The sequence below is a fragment of the Methylophilus sp. Leaf414 genome (genome assembly GCF_001425425.1).
Lineage (GTDB): Bacteria > Pseudomonadota > Gammaproteobacteria > Burkholderiales > Methylophilaceae > Methylophilus.
On the sequence record NZ_LMQQ01000001.1, the window covers coordinates 26,848 to 51,807 of the forward strand.

General features: G+C 48.2%; 22 protein-coding genes and 2 tRNA genes. 16 read left to right on the top strand and 8 right to left on the bottom strand.

Annotation, left to right across the window (positions count from 1 at the left end; all coding sequences use genetic code 11):
• Positions 1 to 2: 2 nt before the first annotated feature.
• The 5 genes from ASG24_RS00115 to smc all read right to left on the bottom strand — a co-directional run bounded on the left by ASG24_RS00115 (position 3) and on the right by smc (position 9,142).
• On the bottom strand, positions 3 to 896 hold the full coding sequence (locus ASG24_RS00115) for a DUF4394 domain-containing protein (protein WP_082487980.1): 894 nt from the start codon (positions 894 to 896) through the stop codon (positions 3 to 5).
• Positions 897 to 1,171: 275 nt separating this feature from the next.
• Positions 1,172 to 2,062, bottom strand: a complete 891-nt coding sequence (locus tag ASG24_RS00120; protein ID WP_055866483.1) for a hypothetical protein — start codon at positions 2,060 to 2,062, stop codon at positions 1,172 to 1,174.
• 1 nt (position 2,063) lies between these two features.
• Positions 2,064 to 4,157 (bottom strand): NAD-dependent DNA ligase LigA, encoded by a 2,094-nt coding sequence (ligA, locus tag ASG24_RS00125; RefSeq protein WP_055866486.1) that lies wholly within the window; start codon positions 4,155 to 4,157, stop codon positions 2,064 to 2,066.
• A 2-nt stretch (positions 4,158 to 4,159) separates the two neighbouring features.
• A complete protein-coding gene (locus tag ASG24_RS00130) occupies positions 4,160 to 5,584 on the bottom strand; it encodes a cell division protein ZipA C-terminal FtsZ-binding domain-containing protein (protein ID WP_055866489.1) in 1,425 nt (474 codons plus the stop codon).
• Between the two features lie 51 nt (positions 5,585 to 5,635).
• Positions 5,636 to 9,142 carry a chromosome segregation protein SMC gene (smc, locus tag ASG24_RS00135; RefSeq protein ID WP_055866492.1) on the bottom strand — a complete coding sequence of 1,169 codons (3,507 nt, stop codon included), beginning with the start codon at positions 9,140 to 9,142 and terminating at the stop codon, positions 5,636 to 5,638.
• 80 nt (positions 9,143 to 9,222) lie between these two features.
• Between smc and queF the strand changes: the two genes are divergently transcribed.
• From queF to fabG, 16 genes are all read left to right on the top strand, one after another.
• The gene (gene queF, locus ASG24_RS00140; RefSeq protein WP_055825001.1) at positions 9,223 to 9,669 is read left to right on the top strand and encodes a preQ(1) synthase; all 447 of its coding nucleotides are present in this window, start codon (positions 9,223 to 9,225) and stop codon (positions 9,667 to 9,669) included.
• 156 nt (positions 9,670 to 9,825) lie between these two features.
• A tRNA-Ala gene (locus tag ASG24_RS00145) sits at positions 9,826 to 9,901 on the top strand.
• Between the two features lie 87 nt (positions 9,902 to 9,988).
• Positions 9,989 to 10,064, top strand: a tRNA-Glu gene (locus ASG24_RS00150).
• A gap of 328 nt (positions 10,065 to 10,392) precedes the next feature.
• Positions 10,393 to 10,659 carry a phosphopantetheine-binding protein gene (locus ASG24_RS00155; protein ID WP_055825004.1) on the top strand — a complete coding sequence of 89 codons (267 nt, stop codon included), beginning with the start codon at positions 10,393 to 10,395 and terminating at the stop codon, positions 10,657 to 10,659.
• A gap of 32 nt (positions 10,660 to 10,691) precedes the next feature.
• Complete coding sequence (locus ASG24_RS00160) at positions 10,692 to 11,333, top strand: hypothetical protein (protein WP_055866494.1); 642 nt, start codon at positions 10,692 to 10,694, stop codon at positions 11,331 to 11,333.
• Positions 11,334 to 11,352: 19 nt separating this feature from the next.
• Positions 11,353 to 12,684: an AMP-binding protein gene (locus ASG24_RS00165; protein WP_055866497.1), complete on the top strand. Its 1,332-nt coding sequence runs from the start codon at positions 11,353 to 11,355 to the stop codon at positions 12,682 to 12,684.
• Between the two features lie 25 nt (positions 12,685 to 12,709).
• Positions 12,710 to 13,027, top strand: a complete 318-nt coding sequence (locus tag ASG24_RS00170; RefSeq protein WP_055866500.1) for a hypothetical protein — start codon at positions 12,710 to 12,712, stop codon at positions 13,025 to 13,027.
• Positions 13,028 to 13,031: 4 nt separating this feature from the next.
• Positions 13,032 to 13,982, top strand: coding sequence for an acyl-CoA synthetase (locus ASG24_RS00175; RefSeq protein WP_055825018.1), 951 nt, complete (start codon positions 13,032 to 13,034; stop codon positions 13,980 to 13,982).
• Positions 13,979 to 14,599 (top strand): LolA-related protein, encoded by a 621-nt coding sequence (locus ASG24_RS00180; protein ID WP_055866503.1) that lies wholly within the window; start codon positions 13,979 to 13,981, stop codon positions 14,597 to 14,599. Before ASG24_RS00175 ends, ASG24_RS00180 begins: the two co-directional genes overlap by 4 nt.
• 13 nt (positions 14,600 to 14,612) lie before the next feature.
• Positions 14,613 to 17,009, top strand: coding sequence for an MMPL family transporter (locus ASG24_RS00185; RefSeq protein WP_235562264.1), 2,397 nt, complete (start codon positions 14,613 to 14,615; stop codon positions 17,007 to 17,009).
• Positions 16,993 to 17,670: an alpha/beta hydrolase-fold protein gene (locus tag ASG24_RS00190; RefSeq protein ID WP_055866506.1), complete on the top strand. Its 678-nt coding sequence runs from the start codon at positions 16,993 to 16,995 to the stop codon at positions 17,668 to 17,670. The genes ASG24_RS00185 and ASG24_RS00190 overlap by 17 nt, the downstream gene beginning before the upstream one ends.
• Positions 17,667 to 18,500, top strand: a complete 834-nt coding sequence (locus ASG24_RS00195; protein ID WP_082487940.1) for a polysaccharide deacetylase family protein — start codon at positions 17,667 to 17,669, stop codon at positions 18,498 to 18,500. Before ASG24_RS00190 ends, ASG24_RS00195 begins: the two co-directional genes overlap by 4 nt.
• Positions 18,501 to 18,687: 187 nt before the next feature.
• Positions 18,688 to 19,947 (top strand): beta-ketoacyl-[acyl-carrier-protein] synthase family protein, encoded by a 1,260-nt coding sequence (locus tag ASG24_RS00200; RefSeq protein WP_055866509.1) that lies wholly within the window; start codon positions 18,688 to 18,690, stop codon positions 19,945 to 19,947.
• Positions 19,944 to 20,744: a beta-ketoacyl synthase chain length factor gene (locus tag ASG24_RS00205; protein ID WP_055866512.1), complete on the top strand. Its 801-nt coding sequence runs from the start codon at positions 19,944 to 19,946 to the stop codon at positions 20,742 to 20,744. Before ASG24_RS00200 ends, ASG24_RS00205 begins: the two co-directional genes overlap by 4 nt.
• Positions 20,738 to 21,223, top strand: a complete 486-nt coding sequence (locus ASG24_RS00210; protein ID WP_369814148.1) for a 3-hydroxylacyl-ACP dehydratase — start codon at positions 20,738 to 20,740, stop codon at positions 21,221 to 21,223. Before ASG24_RS00205 ends, ASG24_RS00210 begins: the two co-directional genes overlap by 7 nt.
• A 21-nt stretch (positions 21,224 to 21,244) precedes the next feature.
• Positions 21,245 to 21,964, top strand: coding sequence for a 3-oxoacyl-ACP reductase FabG (gene fabG / locus ASG24_RS00215; protein ID WP_055825031.1), 720 nt, complete (start codon positions 21,245 to 21,247; stop codon positions 21,962 to 21,964).
• Between the two features lie 21 nt (positions 21,965 to 21,985).
• On the opposite strand, the gene ASG24_RS00220 is transcribed toward fabG, so the two are convergent.
• From ASG24_RS00220 to ASG24_RS00230, 3 genes are read right to left on the bottom strand one after another with little or no spacing between them, the layout of a single operon-like run.
• Entirely contained in the window at positions 21,986 to 22,768 is a 783-nt protein-coding gene (locus tag ASG24_RS00220; protein ID WP_369814149.1) for a glycosyltransferase family 2 protein, read from the bottom strand.
• Between the two features lie 14 nt (positions 22,769 to 22,782).
• Positions 22,783 to 23,631 carry a 1-acyl-sn-glycerol-3-phosphate acyltransferase gene (locus ASG24_RS00225; protein ID WP_055866515.1) on the bottom strand — a complete coding sequence of 283 codons (849 nt, stop codon included), beginning with the start codon at positions 23,629 to 23,631 and terminating at the stop codon, positions 22,783 to 22,785.
• Complete coding sequence (locus ASG24_RS00230; protein ID WP_235562265.1) at positions 23,628 to 24,731, bottom strand: hypothetical protein; 1,104 nt, start codon at positions 24,729 to 24,731, stop codon at positions 23,628 to 23,630. The genes ASG24_RS00225 and ASG24_RS00230 overlap by 4 nt, the downstream gene beginning before the upstream one ends.
• Positions 24,732 to 24,960: the final 229 nt, after the last annotated feature.

Here is a 24,960-nt window from a genome sequence, read left to right on the forward strand (position 1 = left end):
GATTAAACGCGCTGCTTGGATTTTCTCGCTGCAACACCTGCAATCAAACCCATCCCCGCCAGCAACATGGCATAGGAACCTGGCTCCGGAACAGCTGCCAAACCTGTTACACCATTAAACGTTCCGTTCAAAGTGGTTAAGTATGTGGCTGCACCTGTGGTCAGGTTGATAGAAAACAATTGGGAATTCAATGTGCCGTCATCAACATTAAACAATGCATACGCTTGACCGTTACCTAAAATATCAAAGCCATTAGCGGATAAAGGGTCAATGCCTAATGAACCTACTGTTTGAATTCCACCATTCGTACCTGGACTATTAAAACCGGTATTCAGGAAGTTCAGGGTGTTGCTGCTTGTGTTGATGTAATACAAATCAGTAGTATCACCCGCCCCTGGATTCACGCCGGGATTGGAGTTCGTGTAAGCAGCTGCGGTGTAACCATTGCCAATATTGTTAGCGGTATTACCCACAACGCCGGTATTAGCATTAACTGCATAATTATTGCCTGCGCCAGTCACCACACGTAATGAAGGGTTGCCACCAAAATCCGCTGTAGGATTAAAGTCGATACCTACAGATTGACCAGTTAATGAAGCGCCAGTCAAACTGGCTTGAAAAGTAGCCGCGCCAGTCGTCGTATTGAATGTATAAAGATTATTAGCACTGGTCACACCGTATACCAATCCATCGGTAGGCCTGAGATCGACGCCAAGTAATCTCTCACCGGCAGACAGGCCGCTGACATTGATATAGGAAACAGCGCCAAGATTCAGCGTATCTATCACTGCCAGTTGATTAGTGTTGAAGGTGTATAACGTGTCAGCGTTTGCCTGTAACGCGCCGGCCAGCATGACTGTTGCAAGTACTGCCTTTCGAATAAAGCGTGTATTCATTGTCTAACCTCTCTCAATAATTATTTTATATAGAAATCTGATAACCCCGATAAACTATATCACGATAAATAATACTGTGCTTAATTATTAACAAATCCAACTTTTACACATAAGAATCAAGTTATTGTTATCGCAGATAGTCGAGCGTCACGGCGCTAAATCAGACTAATTTGTAAGGCAAGTTTGTAAGACGAGTCGAATCACATAAGAGACTTAACTCTTACACGTTGACAGGCTGAATTTGCTGCTAGTTCTGAATAATATGTAAATAATTATTAAGGATTTGCAGCGCGTGCTTTTTCAAGCATGGCAGTTAACTCTGGATCCTGGATTTTTTGGCTGATACTTTCTGCTTGTGCCAGTAAACGCTCCGCCCCCGCTGCATCATTTTGTAAGTGCTTGGCTGCTGCCCATTCAATGGCTGTTTTAGCTTCATAAAAGCTGCCGCCATTTTCTTGCGCATACTCCATGAGGCGTTGATAGGTTTTATCAGCACTCACGAAGTCTTTTTTGGCTACAAATAACTTAGCCAAAACCAGACTCGCTTCAGCGTATTGCTGAGGTTCGGCTGATTTACGCAACATCATGACGCCTTTCAACTGATATTCAATCGCCTGGTCCAGTTGTTGCATTTGCTGAAACGTAAGCGCTTCATGTACATAGCTATCAGCCCGCTCATCATCATTTAGTGCCAGCTTTTCACCTGCCTGAAACGCTTGCAGTGACTCGCTGTACTGGCCATTCTCAAACAGGGCTTCGCCGATCAAATTATGCGCTATTCGTACATAGCGCCGCATATTTTGCTGCTCGCTCAATTTGAGCGCTTGCTGGTAACTATCCAATGCAGCCGGGGTGTGCCTTGATTCCTGCTGCACATTCCCAAGCAGCATGTAGGCTGAAATCAAATCCAGACCTTGTGGATTGAGGGCAATGGCTTTTTTAAAGCTTTGCTCTGCATCGGCGGACTGATTCAAGGCAGATTGCGCACGCCCTTTGCATAACCAGAACTCCGCTTGTGCGGGGTGTTTTTCAGCGATGTTGATGGCTTGGGAGAACTGACGTTTTAGCAGTGCCGAATCACAAGACTCTAATGCAGCATCTCGTGCAAATGATTCATTAATAATCAATAAATTAAGTAATAAAATTAAAGTAATTTTTAGATACATATCACAATAGATCAGCTTGTTTAGGTGAAGTATTTTCTGCAGATAAATTCTCTTTGGTCGTTGTTTCTTTAACCGTACCGGCACCCGACGATGCCAGCATCGCCAGCAATGCGTCTTCATCAAGAATGGTGACATTAAGTTGCTGTGCTTTTTCCAACTTGCTGCCAGCCTCTGCACCTGCAACCACATAACTGGTTTTGGCAGAGACACTACCGCTTACCTTACCGCCTTCCGCCTCAATCAGCGCCTGAGCCTGATCGCGTTTGAGTGTAGGCAGCGTGCCTGTCAGTACAAAAGTCTTTCCTGCAAATGCCGCTGATTGGGATTTTTTTGGCAGATCCGCCCAATGCACACCTAGCCGACGCATTTCAGCAATCACTTCTATGTTGTGCGGCTCTTGAAAAAACTGGTATACCGCCTCCGCCACCACCGGTCCTACGTCATTTACCTGCATTAAACTTTCAATGTTGGCATTGATCAGTGTATCCAGATCACCGTAATGCTGCGCGAGATCCTTGGCCGTTGCTTCACCCACATTGCGAATCCCTAGCGCATAGATAAATCGTGGCAAGGTGGCTTTCTTGCTTTTTTCAATGGCAGCCAGCACATTTTGTGCTGACTTATCGGCCATACGGTCCAGGCCTGACAATTTTTCTAAATCAAGGCGGTAAACATCATCCAGATGATTCACCAGGTTACGTGCAACCAGTTGGTCAACCAGTTTCTCGCCCAAACCTTCAATATCCATCGCACGGCGCGAAGCAAAATGTGTAACTGCCTGTTTACGTTGTGCCGGGCAGATCAATCCACCGGTACAGCGCGCAATCGCTTCATCCTGGAGGCGGACTACATGTGAGCCGCATTCAGGACATGTGACCGGCATGACAAATGCGCGCGCATTTGCCGGACGCAACTCAGGTTTGGGTGAAACAACTTCCGGGATGACATCCCCCGCTCGTCTGACAACCACGGTATCACCAATTTGAATATCTTTACGGCGTAACTCATCTTCATTGTGCAAGGTGGCATTGGTGACTGTGACACCGCCGACAAACACCGGCTTCAACCTGGCCACCGGGGTAATAGCACCTGTGCGACCCACCTGCACGGTGATGTCTTCAACTATGGTCAACGCTTCTTCAGCGGCGAATTTATGCGCAACCGCCCAGCGTGGCGCACGCGAGACAAACCCTAGCGTGCTTTGCAGATCAAAATCATTGACCTTGTAAACCACTCCGTCGATGTCAAAAGGCAAACTGGGGCGCAAAGCACCAATCTCGGCATAATAATCACGTAAGCCTTGTGCACCTTGCTTAACGCTGCGCAGAGTTGTCACCGGAAAGCGTAAGTCAGCCAGGTACTGCATGGCTTCTGCGTGTGAATGCAATGCAGGAATCCCTTCACTTGCACCCAAGCCATAGGCAAAAAAATGCAATGGGCGTTTAGCAGTAATATTGGAATCCAGCTGGCGCAGGCTGCCGGCAGCGGCATTGCGTGGATTAGCGAACAGCTTGCCACCGATAGCGGCCTGTTGCTGGTTCAGTTTTTCAAAATCTTTCTTCAACATCAGTACCTCACCGCGCACTTCAAGTAAAGCTGGCGGGTTGCTTGAGGTTAGCCTGGTTGGAATTGCGCGGATGGTTTTAAGGTTGTGGGTGACATTCTCACCGGTATAACCATCTCCACGTGTTGCGCCTTGAACAAATACGCCATTTTCATAAGTCAGCGTAATTGCCAGGCCGTCAAATTTGGGTTCTACCGCGTATTCAATTTTTGTTTCATCTGTCGCCTCACGCACGCGGCGATCAAATGCTTCGAGCTCCTGCTCAGTGAAAGCATTGTTAAGCGAAAGCATGGCTTGCCGGTGTTGTACGCTTTCAAAAGCGGCTGACGCCAAGCCGCCTACGCGTTGGCTGGGGGAGTCTGGAGTGACCAATTCAGGATGTTTTTGTTCAATCTCCAACAACTCCCGGTAGACACCATCATATTCATTGTCATCCACTTGTGGTTCATCAAGCACATAATAATGGTAGTCGTATTCAGCGATACGCTGCTTAAGCTGTTGCAAAACCAGCGCAGCATCATTGACAGACATGATTAAGAGAACAGGCGTTTGGCATGGGCGCTACCGGGCGTAATACCCTGTGCAGCCATGGCATTTGAAATATTGTTTAACTGCTGGCGGATTTTGTCTAGCTGCACATCACCGATAGGCTTGCGGTTTACATCAATCAAACTCGCACTCAGGCTGCCTGCCATATTGCGTGCTAAATCGACCATGCGATCAAACACCTGCAGGCTGTTAGCTGTTGTAGGGATATCCAGCTGAAATGTCACTCCTGTCATAACTGCCGTTTTTAGCATCTCGCCAGAAAAAGGTTTACCTTCATAATTGCGAATCGAATACTCGAGGTCGCCGTCACTGTTAAATAACTCAAAACGGCCTTCTGGACTAAGTTGCATACCGCTGGCTTCTGCGAGGCCGCGTAGCTTGGTTGCGTGGAACATGCCCTGATTTGCCAGCACATGAAACTCTACGGCTTTATCCACCTCAATGCAAAAAGCATCAATTAACTGAGCCTGTTGCGACGGCTCGTATCCGCCCTGCCAATGAATGGTCAACCCTAATGCGCGTGCAAGGGTTTCCATCGACTTCTGGAAGCGTTTCAGTGTTTCCTGGTCAACCGGGCCACCTCTGTCTGCCAACTGCAAACTACAAACTACCTGGCTTAATGGTACCTGATTCTGCATAGCGGCTGCATCCATTGCCAATACATCCAGCCAAACTGCTGATGAAGCTTGTTGCCCCCATAAAGTAGCATGGTGCGGGAACGTCCGGGCTTCAGCTTGCAAGTCTTCCAGTTCAATCAGCATGACCCCTAATGGCGCATCGATTACGCCTACCCAATCCATAGCGGTATGCAAGGCAGCCGGTATGGCAACGGTTGATACTGAACCTGCTGCGGATTCAGTTTGATAGTCATTATCTGACCTTGAATCGTACGATTCTGGAGAGTAATCTGTGGTTAATTGCTCCATTGACGGTGATTTCGGCTCAGAGAAATGATCAGTTGCCTGGTATTGCGGCTGATGCGCAGATGGCTCAGCTTTATAAGCAGGCTCTGTAAAAGCGGGTTCTGTTTTTGAAACTGAAGGATTAGCCACTGGTGGCACTGGACGTACTTCGTTACCCTGCTTATTGGCATCAGGGGTTTTAAGGGGTGGTGCGGAGGCTGTTTTTGCTTTTGCATTATCCCCAACATTAAATTCCGGCTCGAATTTTACTGATGGGCGAACACGAGGCTCTGACATCCAGCCTTCAACTTCTTCGGCATTTTCAGCACCTTGTGTTTTCCTGGCAGGCTCTTTTACCTGGCTGCCGTCCAGCACATCGGCACGGGTGTGGCTGAAACGGTATTCAACATCTTTACGGTACTTTTTCTCTTGCCACCAGTTAAAAACTACCACTGCCAGTACGATGCTGACCCCCAGCAATACCAAAATCATCCACAAATCAGACATGTATGCTTACTATCCTTTAAAACTCCGCGATATGATACAACAAAACATGCCTTACGCCGCATGCATGCGTATCGCCTCATCTATATCAACATCTACAATCCTTGATACTCCGGATTCCTGCATGGTTACGCCTATTAATTGTTGAGACATTTCCATGGTGATTTTGTTGTGCGAAACAAACAAAAATTGCGTTTTTTCAGACATTACCCGCACTAACTGACAAAACCGCTCGGTATTACTGTCATCCAGTGGTGCATCCACTTCATCCATCAAACAGAATGGTGCGGGGTTCAAGCGGAACAACGCAAAAACCAGTGCCATCGCCGTTAAAGCTTTTTCGCCGCCAGAAAGTAATTGAATAGTTGTATTTTTCTTGCCGGGCGGCTGCGCAAACACTTGCACACCTGTATCAAGGATTTCGTCACCCAGTAACTCCAGCTTGGCCTGACCACCATTAAATAACGTCTGGAACAACTCGCCAAAGTTACGATTGGCCTCTTCAAACGTTGCACGCAGCTTGCCCCGCGTTTCCCGGTCTATCTTCTGGATGGCTTCTTCAAGCGTCTCGCTGGCGGTCAGTAAGTCTTTCAACTGGCTATCCAGATAGCCTTTACGCTCTTTCTCAACAGACAACTCTTCAATCGCTGCCATATTAACCGGCCCCAATTGTTGTATCTGCTGCTGTAATTTTTGTGTAGTTTGTGCCAACACATGCACTTTGCTATCAGTATCCAATCCATTTTGAATCAATGCCTCATCCAGCCCGGTTTCAGCCAGGGCAGATTGACATTGTTCTACCTGTAAGCGGCATTCCTGCTGCTTGAGGCGTCGTTGCTCAACAGCATCTCTTAACGGATGCAACTGTTGTTCCACCAGCATGCGGTTGCGCTCTTGTGTCTGCAGTGCATTTTCCTGCTCTGCAAGCTGGTTTCTCGCCTGAGCCAATGCTTGCTCGCAATCGTGCTGTTGCGTCAGCGCATGCGCAAGGTTTGCTTTTAGCGTTTCCATATTGCTGATGGCTAATGCCTGCTCAGTTTCAGCCAGATGATGTTGCAGGTTCTGACTTTCCTGTTCGTTTTGCGTCAGTCGCTGCTGTAAGTCATTGACTGCATTTTTGAGTAGCGTTTGCTCAAATACTTGTGACTGATGTGCCTTTTCAGCTTGTTGAACAGTATCACGAAGATTGTAATATGCCTGTTCGGCTTGCTGTTTTTGCGCCTGTGTTTCGCGTGCCGTTTGTTCCAGGTTAGCAAATTGCGCTTGATGCCCTGAAATATTGGCATGTGCCTGTGCGATTTCCGCAGCCAGATCAGCCTGGCGGCTTTCAGCTTGAGTAATGTCTTCTTTAAGCACTGCTTGACGACGCATGGCATTATCATGCGCCTGTTGTAAACGTGATACCTGCATCTGCGCGTCATGCAGGCTAGTCGTCAATTGCTTGATGCTTTGGTGGGATTGCTGCTGTTGCTGGCGGGTATTTTGCAGGCTGACTTCTTGCGTATGCACTTTTTGCTGCGCCTCAGCCACGGCCTCTTGCGCTTCTTTCAACCCGGCTTGAAGATTATCCAGCTGTTGTTGCCGTTCCAGCACGCCTTGCATCTGGTTTTGGCGACCATGAAACACCGCACTAAATCGCTGGTAAATATCCCCGCTTTTGGTCAGCAAACTAATATCATCTGGCAGTAGTGATTGATAGCTTGATAATTGCTGAGCATCAGCAAGCACATATACTCCAGCCAACCAGTGTTGCAATGCAGCAGCCACCTGCGGTTGCTTGATCGTCAACAAGCTATACAGACTTGGCAACCCTTGCCATTGCTCCGTAGATGAAGAGGCTGACCCAGCATGAACAATCGCAATAGCAGCCTGTGGATGTGGCAACTGCGACCACTCCAATATAGTTTCTGGCAATAATGCATTTAATTTATTACCCAGGAACGCCTCTAATGCCGTCTGCCATTCTGAATCGACCTGAACGACCTGCCATAAGCGAGGCGCGGATTGCAAACCGGTTTTTTGCAACCAAGGGCCTAGTTGCTGATCCTGTTTCATGCTTTGCTGCAACTTTTGCAGCGATTGAATCTCAGCTTCCAATTGATGCAAGGCACGTTGTGCTTGTTGCCAGCTATTGCGTGATTGCTGCAACGTTTGCTGTTGCGTGTGTTCCATCGCCCGCAAATCGACAAGCTGCTGCTCTTCGCGCTGCAAAGCATCCTGCTGCTCAATCAACTGCAGTTGAAGCTGGCCTAACGACTGTGTATCCGGCAATGCCCAGCGTTCAAGCTCATAATGCAATTGCTGTAAACGTTGCCCTGCTTCGGTCAGGTTACGCTGGATAAAATTCACGTTATTCTGTTCCAGCTGCATTTGCTGGCGGCTTTGCTGCACAGCTTGCTGTGCCTGATTTGCTGCTTGCTGGATTATCTGTAATTGTGTTGATTGCTCCGGCAAACCTTGCTGCAAGGATTGCAGATTCAGCGCATGTTGCGCCACCGAACTCTCAGCAATGGTCAATGCAGCCGTTTTATCAGCTAGTTGTGTTTGCAACTGTGAGTGCTGTTGGGCGCGGTGTTCCATCTGGCGCTGCAACTGCAACTGCTCCTGCAGCAGCCGGTCTCTCGCTTCTTCTGATTGCTTGACTTGCAAACCGAGATTAGAAACCTGCGAATTCGCTTCATAAAAAGCGGCTTGTGCCGTATGCAATTGGGAAGAAGCTTCCTGATGATGTTGACGCGATTGTTCGAGTTGTAGCTCCTTGTCGCGCAAGCTGGCCATTTGCGCTTCCAGTGCATTCACCGCCTGGTCAACGGTTTGCGAAGCTGCTTCATGCGCTAGCACGGCATCCCGCTTGCGTAACCACCACCACTGCGCCTCAGCCAGCTTGTGGGCGTCTTGCAAGGTATGAAATTTTTGCGTGACCACTGCTTGCGCTTCAAGCTTGATAATCTGCTTATTCATCTCCCGCGAAATATCTTCAACCCGTTCGAGGTTTTCACGGGTGTCTCGCAGTCTCAATTCCGTCTCACGGCGACGTTCCTTATATTTGCTGATGCCGGCGGCCTCTTCCAGAAAAACCCGTAATTCTTCAGGTCGGGCTTCCACGATACGTGAAATTGTATTCTGTCCAATAATCGCATAAGCACGACCACCTAAACCGGTGCCCAGGAACAAATCTGCCACATCACGTCTACGCACGGCGGTATTATTAATATAGTAAGTAGAGCCTTTATCGCGCTCGATCACGCGCTTGACCGAGATTTCGGCATACTGATTCCACTCACCACTGGCGCCGCCCAGGCTGTTATCGAACACAAGCTCCACACTCGCACGTGAAATTGGTTTTCGATTGCCTGAGCCATTAAAAATCACGGCATCCATCGCATCGGCACGCATTTCACGCGCTGAGGATTCGCCCAGCACCCAGCGCACGGATTCCATCACATTGGATTTACCACAGCCATTCGGCCCGACCACGCCTACACGCTGGCCGTGCAGATGAATAGTGGTAGGATCGACAAAAGACTTGAACCCCGCAAGTTTTAGATGAGTGAGACGCAAAGTAAGAAAACCGCTTATAAGAATTTGAATGGTTGCTTAAGCGTTATAATACCCACTTTTCCCAAGAAACATAGCCTGCAATGAACGAACAATTACTCGGTGGCAAACCAACAGCTGAACCCACTAAAGCCCTGGAAACCTTTGAAAACCCGAATTCAAGCCGTGATTTTCATATTCATATGGAAATTCCGGAATTTACCTGCCTGTGCCCGAAAACCGGCCAGCCTGACTTTGCAGTGATTTATCTGGATTACATTCCTAACAAATTATGTGTGGAATTAAAAAGCCTAAAACTATATATGTGGTCATTCCGCGATGAAGGCTGTTTTCACGAAGCGGTCACCAATCAGATACTGGATGATTTAGTGGCAGCAATTGATCCTAAATTTATGCGCGTTACCGCTAAATTTTATGTACGGGGCGGCATTTTCACGAACGTAGTGGCCGAACATCGCGCCGCTGGCTGGCAACCACAACCTTATGTGGAGCTGTCACAATTCAGCGCACAGAGCAATATCCGCGGCTAAAAGCAGCTTTTAAACTGGCGCCAGCCATTGAATGAACGGCAATCACAGTTTTTTACAGAATCCTGCGAAAAATCGTTGACAAGATATGTGCCCGTCATTAATATGGCGCCTTCTTTGAATTGCAGTGCAAAACAAAGAAATGCATTACCAGGATTAGGGGGTATAGCTCAGCTGGGAGAGCGCTTGCATGGCATGCAAGAGGTCAGCGGTTCGATCCCGCTTATCTCCACCAAGTAGTTGAAAGTATTGAGTTTTTTATAAAAATATTTTTCGATTTCTTGAAACAATGGTATAATGCACATGTTGCAAAATTTCTTAGGTCCCCATCGTCTAGAGGCCTAGGACACCTCCCTTTCACGGAGGCGACCGGGGTTCGAATCCCCGTGGGGACGCCAAAACACTCTATAGTGTTTCTGCTTCAAAATTCATTGCAATCAAGGTTTAACCATTAAATCTTGAATACTTGAAAAAATCCGGTTTCACCTCCAAAACGGCATCGTAATTCCCTCGAACAAAACTTCAAGATTCATCCTCGTTCCACATAGCCATTCATACTTGCCTACTGACTAGCGATGTCTTAAAGGTATCCAACATTTGCTGCAGCCTAGACGCTCTGAACTTATGGCTTCAATTAGCTATCAATGAAAATTGAACAATACTGCTAAAATACATCAAACTTAAAGATTATGTTTTTGACTTAACCAACTTCACATAAAGAGTTATATGACGGAAAACACTGCTTTACAACTGGAAGTCGCCGAGTTAATGGTACAGGCATTGAACCTGGATGTTGCTGCGAATGAGATAGAACCTGATGCACCTTTATATGGCACTGGCCTAGGCCTGGATTCGATTGATATCCTTGAAATTGCACTGGTGGTTTCCAAACGCTATGGTCTGCAACTTAAGTCCGATAACGAAAACAATCACCAGATTTTCAGCTCTCTGCGTAGTCTTACCGATTACGTAGCAGCCAACAAAACCAAGTAGCGCGGCCATCCGCCAAGTAATCAAAAGACGCCATGCCTAAAGCTTTTAAAGCCATCAGTGGCCTGCTAATAGCATTAGTTATCGTCTCTTTTGCGCTCCTTGTTCACCATGTAAACACCTTGGGACAACCTAGTCTGTTAGGTGCGCTGCTCGCCTTGGCGCCACTTTTATTGATTGCATTTGTATTTGCGATAAATATTGATTCCAAATTATTGGGCATCGGTTTCATATTGCTGGTTTTAATCTCAAGCTGGTGGGCATTGCCGCTGATCAAACAGCATACCGGTTTGATATTCTGGTTACAGGATATAGGGCTTATGCTGATGTTACTCATTACTTTCGCCAGAACACTGCAAGCCGGTCGTAAACCTTTATGTGTAGGTTTTGCCGAGGCTATTAATGGCGGGCCACTACCCGCCGATCACGAACGCTATGCTTATCATGTAACAATAGCCTGGGTTACTTTCTTCGGTTTGATGATAATTGTCTCTAGTTTGCTTTTCTTTTTTTCCCCGCTGGCTACCTGGTCGTTTTTTGTGAACTTCCTGACACTGCCTTTGGTGGCGCTGATGTTTATTGCAGAATTCCTGGTGCGCCGAACCGTTCTTACAGACTTGCCAAATGGCAATGTTATGGATGCAGTCCGTGCATACCTGGACTCCAGACAATCTTGACGCTTTAAACAATTATTCCATGCAGAAATTTCCTTTAGTAAGCCACACCAGCCTCAATGAACAGATTGCCTGGCGAAAAAATTCAATGGTAACTGTCGGGCAGTTTCTTGCTGATGTGGCTGCACTGGCAAATCAACTCCCGGCAAGCAAGCATGTGTTGAACGTCTGTCGTGACCGTTATCACTTTGCCGTTGGCTTTGCGGCAGCTTTGGTGAGTAATAAAGTGAGCCTGCTACCTCCGACACACACGGTTGAAATGGTGCAGCAACTGCAAGCTTTTGCTACAGATGTTTTCTGCCTGCATGACAATCAGGATTGCGACATCGCGCTGCCTAAATTGCTTTACCCGTTAAGTTTGGCCAAACAAACAACTGCTGAAGAAATTCCATTGATTGATGCTCAACAAGTGGCGGCTATCGTCTTTACTTCCGGCTCAACTGGCACACCATTGCCTCATATAAAAAGCTGGGGTTCGCTGGTGCATAATGTACAGGCACAAGCCGAAAGTTTGTGTTTAAAGCCGGACATTACTTACACTTTCGTAGGCACTATACCGCCCCAGCATATGTACGGATTCGAGTCTACAGTGTTACTGCCGTTACAAAGTAGCAACGCTTTGCACAGCGGACAGCCGTTTTACCCCGAAGATATTACTGGCGCGCTTAACCAAACCAATGGCGAACGGATACTGGTTTCCACCCCTCTGCATTTACGCTTGCTGTTAGATGCAGAACTGTCATTACCTGAAATAGCATTAGTATTATCAGCAACTGCGCCGTTATCGGAAGCTCTCGCCCACAAAACAGAAGCATGCGTGCATGCACCTTTGATTGAGATATACGGCAGCACTGAAACCGGCCAGATTGCGACCCGGCGTACTACGCAAACCGATGAATGGCGACTGATGCCAAATGTGCGCTTGAAAACCGTCGCTGACCGGCTATGGGCTGAAGGTGGCCATGTAGAAATCCCAGCGGCACTCAATGATGTGATTGTGCCCACTGCTGATGACAGGTTCCTGTTGCAAGGACGCATGCAGGATATTATCAATATTGCAGGAAAGCGTAACTCTCTAGCCAGCCTGAATCATCACTTGACCAGTATAGACGGCGTGGTTGATGGGGCGTTCTTTATGCCAGACGAGCTGTCGCAAGACCACGTGACGCGTCTAAGTGCGTGTGTAGTGGCGCCTACCCTTACTGCCGCACATATATTAGACGAACTGCGCAAACGGATTGATCCGGTATTTTTACCCAGGCCTCTGTTGTTTGCGCAATCGCTGCCTCGCAACAGCACGGGCAAGCTTCCCCGCCAGGCATTACAAATCTTTATTAGTGAGCTCACGCGGTAACACTAAAGTAACTGAAGAATAGCTCATGAAAAAACATACTCCATTCAGCATTTCACCAGACCACCCGGCTTTCCCAGGCCACTTTCCGGGCACGCCTATCGTGCCGGGCGTTGTACTGTTAGATAAAGTACTGCATGCCTTAAGTAGCGAGATTGGCCTGACAGTTACTGATTGGCAGATCAGCTCGGTCAAATTTCTCAGCCCGCTAACCCCGGGTGAATCTGCTAGCCTTGAATACGAGCAGCTTGCCAATGGCAGCATCAAATTTGAAGTATTGTGTCCCCAAAATAATAATCAACGCCAAATCGTCATTGGCAGCCTCAGCGCAAAAGTGAAGGCTTAACCGCATGTCACAACCAAAAGAAAGCGTTTATCAGAAATCTGCCCCATGGTTGCAGCGCAAAGAGCGTAGCAATATGCTGATGCTGCATATTATGAGCTGGATCTCATTGCGCCTGGGCCGTACTATCTCTCGCTCGGCATTGCATCTTATCGCCTTTTATTTTGTACTGTTCTCACCGGCCAGCCGTAAAGCCTCCCTGAATTATTTACCGCGTGCACTGGGGCGGCCGGCTACCTGGAGAGATCTGTACCGGCATTTTTTCAGCTTTGCTTCCACTATCCATGACCGCATTTACCTGATCAACCGTGACTACGATTTATTTGATATCGAGATTCACGGTAAAGATGTCATTCGTCCCCTGATCGATGCCAAAGAGGGTGTGCTGCTGATGGGTGCACACTTGGGAAGTTTTGAAGTGATGCGTGCGATTGGCCGGCAACTGCCCGGTCTAAAAGTGTCTATGGTCATGCACGAAGACAATGCACAGAAAATCAATGCCATGCTGGCGGCGATCAATCCGGAAGCCTCTATGGGGGTGATTCCTTTAGGCCAGATCGACTCCATGTTGCAACTACAGCAATGCCTGGATGAAGGCATGCTGGTAGGCATGCTTTCTGACCGCACCTTGGGTAATGAGCCTATGGCAGAGGTAGATTTGCTGGGCGATACAGCAGCCATTCCTACCGGACCGTTCCGCATGGCTGCCTTGCTGCGCCGCCCGGTCGTATTTATGGCAGGTTTGTATATGGGCGATAACCGCTACCAGGTACACTTTGAAACGCTGGCAGATTTTTCAGAGGTTCCACGCGGTCAGCGTGAGCAGACGGTAAATGCAGCGATTGCGCGTTATACCGAATTACTGAACCAATACACGCGTGTGGCGCCTTACAATTGGTTTAATTTTTTCGATTACTGGCAGTCGACCCCTGCTTCATTGCTGGAAAAGGACAAATGAATATCTCGAATTTTATGATCAAACGCTACATAACGATGGCGCTTACTGGCTTGTTGCTATGTCTGTTGTCTTTGACCGGCAAAGCCGAGGGCACCTGGGATCTGGACCAACTCATGCGATTGCTGGCAAATACACAAAGCGGGCATGCCAGCTTTATTGAGAAAAAAAATATCGCTGTACTGGATAAACCTGTCGAATCCTCTGGTGAGTTGTTCTATACCGCTCCTGACCGCCTGGAGAAACGCACCTTAAAGCCCAAACCAGAAAGCATGCTTCTAGAGAAAGATAGATTGACTGTTGAACAACGCGGCAAAAAGCACGTATTGTCTTTGCAGAGTTACCCTGAAATTGCTGCCTTTATTGATAGTATCCGCGGCACACTGGCTGGCGACCGCAAAGCCCTGGAAAAGTCTTATAGACTAAATCTCTCCGGAACACAGGAAGACTGGAAACTCAGTCTGCTGCCTATACAGGATAAGATGAAAAAAGTAGTGAGCAATATTACGATTAGTGGCGCCAATCAGTGGATGCAGACCATAGAAATCAAACAAGCCGATGGTGATAGTTCGGTCATGACAATTACGCCTGTTCCTCAAGCGCCTGCCTCACTCGAATAGTAAGCTACTTCTAGTGACCAAACCTTCTTTATTTGCTCAACAGAGCCCTGCCCGTACGGCAATAGTGCTGTGGCTACTCATGGTCTTGCTTAGCCTGGGAATTATAGCCCGTAGCCACTTTACCGCCGACTTATCGGCATTTTTGCCTAGCCACCCCACTGCAGAACAGCAATTGCTGATGGATCAGCTTAAAGATGGTTTGGCTTCAAGACTGATATTGGTCGGAATTGAGGGCGCTGACCCGCAAACCCGTGCAAGGCTTTCTAAAGCTGTCGCCCATAAGCTACGCAGTCACCCTGCATTTGTCAGTGTTAACAATGGCGAAGAAATTACAGCAGAACGTGACCGCGAGTATCTGTTTAATCATCGCTACCTGTTAAGCCCCGCTGTGACGCCTGAACATTTCAGCACTGAAGGCCTGCGTGTAGCCATCACTGACAGCATAGACCAGCTAGCATCCCCGGCTGGTTTGCTGACGAAGTCTTTGTTACCGCATGACCCAACTGGTGAGATGCTGCAATTGCTGGATGCTTTCAGTGGAAATAGTCGCCCGGATATGTTTGAAGGCGCCTGGGCATCGCGGGATGGCAATACAGCACTGCTACTCATGCAAACAAGCGCCGCAGGGTCAGATACTGATGCGCAGAAACTGGCGATGCAGGCCATCAGCACTGCATTCGACCAAGCGGTAAACATCAGTGCATCAGGCATCAAGCCAACATTATTAATGACCGGGCCCGGCGTATTTTCGGTCATTGCGCGCGATACTATCAAAATGCAGGTCAGGGTTATTTTTATCGTCAGTTCGGTCCTGATCGCATTGTTGCTGTTAGCCGTATATCGCTCGAAGATAGCTTTGTTATTAGGTTTTCTACCGGTCGCTACCGGCATCCTGGCTGGCATCGCATCGGTAAGCCTGGTGTTTGGCGTGGTGCATGGCATCACCCTGGGTTTCGGAACGGCATTGATAGGCGAAGCAGTGGATTATTCGATCTATTTATTCATGCAAACCGAGCATGGTGGCAACAGGGAACAGAACCGCAAAAAGTGGGTGACAACCGTGTGGCCTACCGTCAGGTTGGGCGTGCTCACTTCGGTGTTTGGCTTTGCATCGCTGCTGATGTCCGGCTTTCCCGGTTTGGCGCAACTCGGCCTGTATTCGGTTACAGGGTTGATAGCCGCTGCGGCCATGACACGCTATGTACTGCCTTTCTTGTTACCTGCTAATTTTGATATCAAGGACTTCAGTAATAGCGGTACTCGACTGGCACACTATGCTAAATCCGCAAGTATCTTGCGCTGGCCGGCCATTTTGCTGGTAGTGGCGTCAGGCATCATCGTCTACAACCACCACGATCGATTATGGAATACAGAGTTATCGGCACTCAGCCCGGTAAGCGCGGCTGACCAGGCATTGGATGGCCGGCTACGTAGCGGTATGGGCGCACCGGATGTGCGTTATGTCATCGTTTTGTCAGGGGATAGCCAGGAAACGGTACTTGGTAATACCGAAAAAATATCGCTGACGCTGCAAAACCTGGTGAATAAAGGTTTGCTGGCCAGCTTTGACAGCGCCAGCCATTACTTGCCTAGCCAGGCCACCCAACAAGCCCGGTTGGAAAGCTTGCCTGATAGTGCAGAACTCAAATCCAGGTTGAATACCGCAGTGAAAGACCTGCCGATTAAAGCCGCTTTACTAGAACCATTCCAGCAAGATATAGAAACCAATCGGGCAAAGCCCTTATTGCAGCGCAGCAACTTGCAAGGTACTTCAATGGCGATGGCAGTAGATGCCATGCTCTTGCAACAAGGCCAACGCTGGAGCTCGCTGATCCCGCTGACTGCCCCCTCTGGCAGCGATATCGATGCCACTCAGGTACGTCAAGCGCTACGCGATGCGAGCGTCCCGAATGTGTTGTTCGTTGACATGAAAGCCGAGTCCAACAAACTTTATTCCAGCTATATGCAGGAGGCAATCTTGCTATCGCTGGCGGGTGTGCTGGGGATTATCGGGTTGTTATTATTTGCACTGCGTTCATTCAAACAGTTACTGGCAATTATTATCCCGTTAGTGGCTGCAGTATTAACAGTGATGGCTGGCCTCGCTTTAGTTGGCCAGCAGCTGATTATCCTGCACTTGATTGGTTTACTCCTGATTGTGGCGATCGGCTCCAACTATGCCCTGTTTTTCAACCCAAGCAGTCAAGGCAATCAGTCTATCGCTCCCCAGACTTACGCTTCGCTGGTGTTCGCCAACGTCGCCACCGTGCTCGGTTTCGGCCTGCTGGCTTTCTCCACTGTACCGGTGTTACAAGCGATGGGGGTGACCGTGGCGCCTGGGGTGATTCTGGCATTGATTTTCTCCGCAGTATTCGCACGAAAGCAGCCGCCTGATGCGATACCTGGTTGATTTAGCCACTAGCGGGAAAAAAGCCGGCACTCTTTTTATCCTGCTGCCAGGCGCGACTCACATGCCTGAGGACTTTATCACGCAAGGTTTTGTACAGGCAGTACGTGAACGTGATCTGGACATAGACCTTATGCTGGTGGAATTGCCGTTTGAGCAGATTGCCAACCAGACTGCGCTGTGTGATTTGAACCGTAAAGTGGTGACACCTGCGATTTCACAATACCGGTCAATCTGGCTGGCGGGGATTTCTATTGGCGGCTATATCGCCATGGCGCATGCGCATTATTATCCAGGTCAGGTGCATGGTCTATTCCTGATGGCGCCTTATCCCGGCAATCGCATGACCACCGGCGAAATCGCCAATGCTGGTGGCTTGCTTGCGTGGCAGCCAGGAGTCATTGCAGATGACGATGTTGAGCGCGCTAACTGGATATGGTTAAAACATGCGCAGGCAGTTGAAATATACCTTGGTTACGGAACCGAAGACCGCTTTGCAGATGGCATTGCGCTCATGGAGCAGGCAATCCCTGCCTCGCAGGTAAATAAAATCCCAGGGGATCACACATGGCCTGTCTGGCAGCAACTGTGGTATAACTTTCTTGATAAACAGCAGGCACAGTGGAAAACCATCCGCAACCAGAATACGGCTGCACAATCATGACAGAGCTTCAAACCAAAAACGAAAGTCTTCTGTTCAAATGGAAGCAGGCACCGTCGTTTATCAAAGCGTCTATCTTGCTACATGTGGCATTACTGATTTGCCTGGTGATCGTCCCTGCTCTCTGGCACTGGTGGCTGGCTGTATTCCTGGCCAACCATTTGGTAATCTCGTTGGTCGGTTTATGGCCGCGAAGTACCTGGTTAGGGCCAAACTGGACTAGATTACCGCCAGCTGCCATATTGAGGAATGAAATAGCCCTGACTATTGACGACGGTCCTGAGCCTGCAGTCACACGTCCGGTGCTGGATATACTGGACCGTTACCAGGTCAAGGCAACATTTTTCTACATAGGGAATAAAGTGGCACAGCATCCTGAACTGTGCCGTGAGATCGTTACGCGCGGGCATGCGATAGAAAACCATAGCCAACACCATAGTGTCTTTTTTTCAATGTTCGGCTATACAAAAATGATGATCGAAATTCTGGCTGCGCAGGAAACTTTGCAACGCATCACTGGTAAACGGCCCACGTTCTTCCGTGCACCTGCAGGTTTACGGAATCCGTTTCTCGATCCTATCCTTAAAAAATTGGGATTGCACCTGGCAAGCTGGTCTGTGCGCGGATTTGATACCAGAGTGAATGACGCAGAAAAAGTGAAAGCCAAGCTCATAAAAGGTTTGTGCCCGGGCGCTATCATTTTGTTACATGATGGTAATGCTGCGATCACCCCAGCCAATGAACCGGTCATAGTAGCCGTGCTGCCGGCTTTATTGGAGGCTGCCAAAGCAAAGGGACTGCGCTGTGTCACCCTGGCCGAAGCCGCTAATTGATATATTTACTAATTGCCAGTCGATCTGTTTCAGGCTTAGGGTACTCAGCTATACTGAACTCATGCAAGTTACGTTGTACTGAAACTGTAAATGAACGCAGCAGAGAACTTTTGATCAATGCACTAGAAATCCGTACTAATTAAAGATATGCGTAATATTAAATTCTTGTAACGAAAGCCGAGATTTTTTGAAACCATTATTACTTTCACATTACACCGTGACCAGTTGCATAGGCCAAGGCTTGCAGCAAACACTGGATGCTTTGTTACAACAACGGCAAACGCTTAAACCTTGTGATTTCGAAACCGTCGATTTGCCGACTTTTATTGGTGAAGTTGAAGCGCTGGATGATGTCGCCATGCCGCCAGGTATGCAGGAGTACGACTGCCGCAATAATCGCCTGGCAAAATTAGGCCTGGAGCAGGATGGCTTTGACCTGGCTGTCAAAGCAGCCATCGACACCTATGGCGCCGATCGTATCGGTGTCTTTTTAGGTACCAGTACCTCTGGCATATTGGAAACAGAACTTGCTTTCCGCAACCGTGATAGAACCACAGGTAAACTGCCTGAGGATTTTATCTATGGCAAAACCCAGAATACCTATTCAGTCGCATACTTTACCCGCGAGTATTTTAAGCTTGCCGGGCCGGCTGCTGTGGTTTCCTCTGCCTGCTCTTCCAGCGCAAAAGTATTCAGCATTGCACGGCGTATGATAGAAGCAGGCTTGATTGACGCGGCAATCGTTGGTGGCGTAGATACATTGTGCCTGACTACACTCTATGGTTTCAATTCCTTAAACCTGCTTTCCAGCCAGGCCTGCCGGCCATATGACAAGGACAGGGATGGTATTTCAATTGGTGAAGCCGCTGCCTTTGCTTTACTCGAGCGCGCGCCTGATATCCAGACGCCTAACTCAGTTAACTCTATAAATTCAGCTGACACCATCTTGTTGCTAGGCGTAGGTGAATCCAGCGATGCCTACCATATGTCATCGCCACATCCTGAAGGATTAGGTGCGAAACTGGCAATGCAGCAAGCGTTACATAGTGCCGGCTTGAAACCATCTGACATCGATTACATTAACCTGCATGGTACAGCTACACCAAGTAATGATGCAGCAGAAGCTAAAGCGGTCAGGGCCGTGTTTGCGCAGGAAAATAAAGATGTGCCATGCAGTTCCAGCAAAGGCGCTACCGGGCACACGCTAGGCGCTGCCGGTGCGGTTGAGGCAGTGATTTGCGCCCTCGCACTGCAGAACAACTTTATCCCCGGCGGCCTGAATACCGAGGCTGTAGATACTGAACTACAATTAAATTACCAATTGCAAAACCGCCCTCAATCACTGCAACGGGTGATGAGTAATTCGTTTGGTTTTGGTGGTACTAACTGCAGTTTAATTTTCGGTTTGGCCAACGCAGCAGACGCAGAAACGAGTCACAAGCCATGAGCTCCAGATTAACCGTATATATCGATGGCATAGGCCTCATCGCGCCGGGATTGAATGATTGGGCAAGCGGCAGCCAGACGCTGGCAGGCCTGGCACCTTACCAATCTGCGAAAACAGTGATTCCTACGCCGGAATTGTTACCGGCAGCAGAGCGCAGGCGTGCCAGCGATATTGTGAAAGTGACATTAGCGACTTCGCTGGAAGCTATCTCCCAAGCCGGTTTAAGGGACAACAACCTGTCCAGTGTATTTTCATTTTCCAATGGCGATGGCGTGAACTGTCATAGTATTTGTGAAATGCTGGCATCCGAAGACAGGGAAATATCCCCTACCCGTTTCCATAATTCGGTACACAACGCGGCTGCAGGCTACTGGAGTATCGCCACAAAAACCATGGCGACTTCATCAGTACTCTGCGCATTCGATGGCAGTTTCGGCGCTGGCCTGCTGGATGCGCTTACGCAAGTAGTGGTTCAAGATACGCCTTGCATCTTGATGACTAGCGATACGCCTTACCCGGAACCCATGTTCAGTAAACGGCCAATTCCTGATAACAGCGGGATTGCACTTTTGCTAACCCCTGAAAAAAGTCCAGTAAGTATTGCGAAAATCACAGTGAGTGTGACTGATGCACCGGCCTATCAATTTAGCGATGCCGAGCTGGAAACTTTACGAACCGCCATACCATCCATGCGCGGCCTGCCATTGCTGCAATGGATTGCACGCAAGGAAAGTGGCCATATAGTGCTGGATTACCTGGATGATTTACGCCTGGCGGTAGAGGTGCACCCTTGCTAGATAATCAAGAATTTTTTGAACCTGGTAAGCCATTGGACCACGCCTGGATTGCCAGTCATATTCCACACCAAGGCGATATGTGCCTTCTAGACCAGGTGCAAGCCTGGGATGCAGCCAATATTCGTTGTACGGCCATTAGTCATCGCTCAGCAAATAATCCTTTACGGGCAAATCAGCAATTGGGGATTGCCAATGGTATTGAATATGCAGCGCAGGCGATGGCTGTCCATGGTGCGCTAACGGCGCCTAAAAACCAGCCTAAACCCAAAGTCGGTTATCTGGTCAGCGTGCGTGGCGTGAATATGCACGTGGCACGCCTGGATGATATCCAAGCAGATCTGTTCATTGATGCGACTTGTATCATGGCGAATGAAAATAATATGCTGTATGAATTTAAAGTAAGTGCCGGTGAAAAAATACTGCTTGAAGGCCGTGCCGCTGTGGTTTTAGATGCGGATGCCCTCATCGCTAATCACTAGAAAATCTATGAAGGTTGCATCATGAAAAGAGCTTTGGTAACAGGTGGTAGTGGAGGCATAGGCGCAGCGATTTGCCAACGGCTGGCGACAGATGGTTATCACGTGTTTATTCACGCCAACCATCATAAGGCGACTGCTGAGCAACTGGCACAGGAAATCACGGCAGCGGGCGGCAGTGCAGAAGCCTTGCAGTTTGACGTCACTGACCAGGCAGCGGTCAATACGGCATTAAGCCTGCTGGTTGAAGAGGAGCCTATACAAGTATTAGTCAACAATGCCGGTATACATGATGATGCTGTGTTTCCAGGTATGAGTCCGACGCAATGGCACCGGGTCATCGATGTATCAGTAAACGGATTTTTCAATGTGACACAGCCGTTGATGATGCCTATGATACGCAGCCGCTGGGGGCGCATTATTAATGTATCTTCTATTTCAGGGATCACCGGCAACCGCGGCCAGACGAATTACTCGGCGGCTAAGGGCGCGCTGAACGCCGCGACCAAATCCTTGGCACAAGAAGTCGCCAGCCGTGGAATTACCGTGAATGCGGTTGCGCCAGGTATTATTGAAACGGCAATGACCCAAAATACCTTTGATGCGCAAGCGATTAGCAATATGGTGCCTATGAAACGTGCAGGCACCGCAAAAGAAGTAGCAGACCTGGTCAGTTTTCTGGCTTCGGATCAATCTACCTATATTACCGGGCAGATTATCTCTATTAACGGCGGAATGATTTAAATCGCGAAGGTAGTGTGTGATTTAACTGCTGATCTGGGTACGCAAGCGCCGTGCTACCAAGATCGGCAGTCTAAAAACAAATCCGACAAACAATCGTGTATACATCCAGGTAAGCAGCACATTGTCGCGTAAGTAACGGAAGTGCGACACGCCACCTTCATCTGAGCTGAAATAACGTACGGGTGCCGGCAGATTGACCACTTTAACCCCCAGCCAGCTCAAGCGCACTGCGGCTTCAGGGTCAAAATCGAAATGCCGCATCCAGGGATTAAATCGCATCACTTTCCTTAACGGCTCTATCGGATAGACACGGAAGCCGAACAGGGAATCGCCAATATTTCCACCCAGCGTTTCCAGGTTAGCCCACATATTGGAAAGTTTGCGCCCTTGCACACGGATATTAGGAGCGCTGGCATCGAAGATCGGCTTGCCAAGCACCATAGAAGCTGGCTGTTCAATAGATGACTGCATAAATTGCGGGATTAGCTCTGCCGGATGCTGCCCATCTGAATCCATGGTCAGCACATGCGTGTACGCTTCTGCACTCGCCTGATGCAGCCCCTGCAGCACAGCCGCACCTTTGCCTTTATTTTGCGGAAGATGGATCACACGCAATCCAGAATCTGCCTCTGCCATGGCTTTCAACGCCACTTCCGACCCATCCGTACTGCCATCTATCACTACCCACACAGGGTTCCAGAACTGGCGTGCAGCCTGCACAGTTTCGTATACTTTGACACCTGGGTTGTAACTCGGAATCAACACAATATGGGTTTTTGAAGGATTCATAGTTGGACTTATCATCAGATTTGCTTGAATCACCATTGAACCGGCGAATCAAAGTCAGGTGTATCAATGCTGGATGTATTGTGACTTTCCAACATCGGCATTTTCAAAGCATCGTCCCTTAGCACATCCTTGAAATAATCTTCAAGTTCTTGCATAAAGCTATGCGTATCTTCAGGTGGAGAGAATCGTTTGCCGAGCCTGATCTTATAACTCACGGGCATGGCCGGTTTACGGAACAAAGACCAACCTTTGCTTAAATAGGGAGAGTTGGTTTCAATAATAACGGTTTGAACAGGTACTTTTGCCTGACGCGAAATGACTGCAATGCTTCCTTTTAAAGCGTTTACAGGTGGGCGCACGGTACGCGTACCTTCAGGGAATAATAATAAGTGGCTGCCAGTGTTAAAGTCTTCCGTGGCCTGCTTGATCATATGCCGTATCGGGTCATTACGGATGTAACGCGCTAAACGCGCCCCTGCCCCTAAAAAAACATTATTCATAAGTTCAGACTTCATGACGCAGGCGACATTAGGCAATCTGGAAATAATCATGACCGCATCTAACAGGCATGGATGGTTAGGCGCGATGATCAGCGGCTGCTCATTGCGGAGTTCGTCCAGTTCAGTCAGGTCAAAACTGCAACGTTGCGATAAACTCAGGCTCATCAGGTAAGCACGAAAAGAAATCATGATCACATATCGCCCAAAATAAAGCGCTTTACGTTCAGGCAATAATGGATAAATCAGGCTGGCTATCAATGTCCAGCACAAGCACAAAAAGCCTAACCAGAGTAAGCCTGCATAGAGCACAAAGTAGTCATACAGTCTCACCAGCAACGTTGAGAATGGAAATGTGAATACGCGATTAAAGGTCTTCATGCGATATGCAAAGCTTGCGAATCGTCTTGTATCAAGATCTCTTGCAGCGTTGCTTCTATCTCAACCAGTAACTCGTGACGGCAGATATCCGCTTGCACAAATATTGCCTTTACCTCTTTTTTAAAGTGATTGTTGAGTGTTTCACGAATGGATGCCAGGTCTGCTGCATGGCGAACATACACCCGGAAACATGCATTGGAAAGATTGAACAGTTGTTTGCCTTGCATACGGTTGGCCTCGCTGACCACTGCTTGCAGATTGATTAGCGTCTCTCTGGTTTGTCCAATGACATCTTGAACATGCAAAGTTTCATGGCCCACAATACTAGCAGTGCCTGATATAAACAAGCTCATTTGCTGGCCTATCTGCACCAGGGTCGCTCTTGAAAAACTAGGCGTCAATGGACCGTATTGTTCTGGATAATTGTAAGCTTTAACCTGCCGCGGATTTTCAATCGCTATTGCAGGGGTTTTACCCGCCAAAAATGCGATGCTTAATGGTCCGGTTTGCAAACCCAGTGCACAGGCCGCAGGCAATTGCTCGCCATGTTCCCTGCCCACATTCACAAATACGTTTTTACGGCCAATGTTGAATTGGCGATACCGCTCAAGGCTATCGCTATGAGCAACAGTATTGCCATTGATATCGGCCATGTAGTTCCAGAAACGGTAAACCTGCGAATAGCCAAGTTCATCTATCAATCCAAATATCAGCTGATAAGCGGTTTCAGTTGCCTGTTGTAATCCAGAAATCGTGTGCACTTGACTATCAATCATCACTTTGGATGACTCATCCAAAGTGATTACCCCAAACAGCAGCTCTCCATTAAGTCTGTAGCTAATGAGACCTTTATGATCGCTTATCAATGGCTGATTCTTTAGTATTGCGGATTCGACAGGCAGCAAGACTTCGCTAGACAATTGGATACCTGACAAGACAGGCGCGTTGAGATGAATTTCCGGGATATTATCGTGACCAGACTGACTATCAAGGTCACCTTGAGAGCCGCTAAAACTGACCGCCCCTAAAACCTGATCTCGCCATGTTTGGGGTTGACGCTTTAATTCGGAATAAGGCATGTATTCAAGTTTAATGCCCATTAGATTACTTCATTTAAAAATTGCATTACACACCAAGTTCGGCACCAAACGGAATTAAGTTTACTACTTTCATATTGGACACAAAGCAAGTTTGAGTCAATAAAAAGCTAGTCATTTCAGAAAACGAATTATAAGTGGTTACAGTGCCACAATTACCAAAGCTTTGATATTTATGATAATTAAATGCTTGGCATATTTTTTCAAACTGTGAAAGCGGCAAGATTGTGAA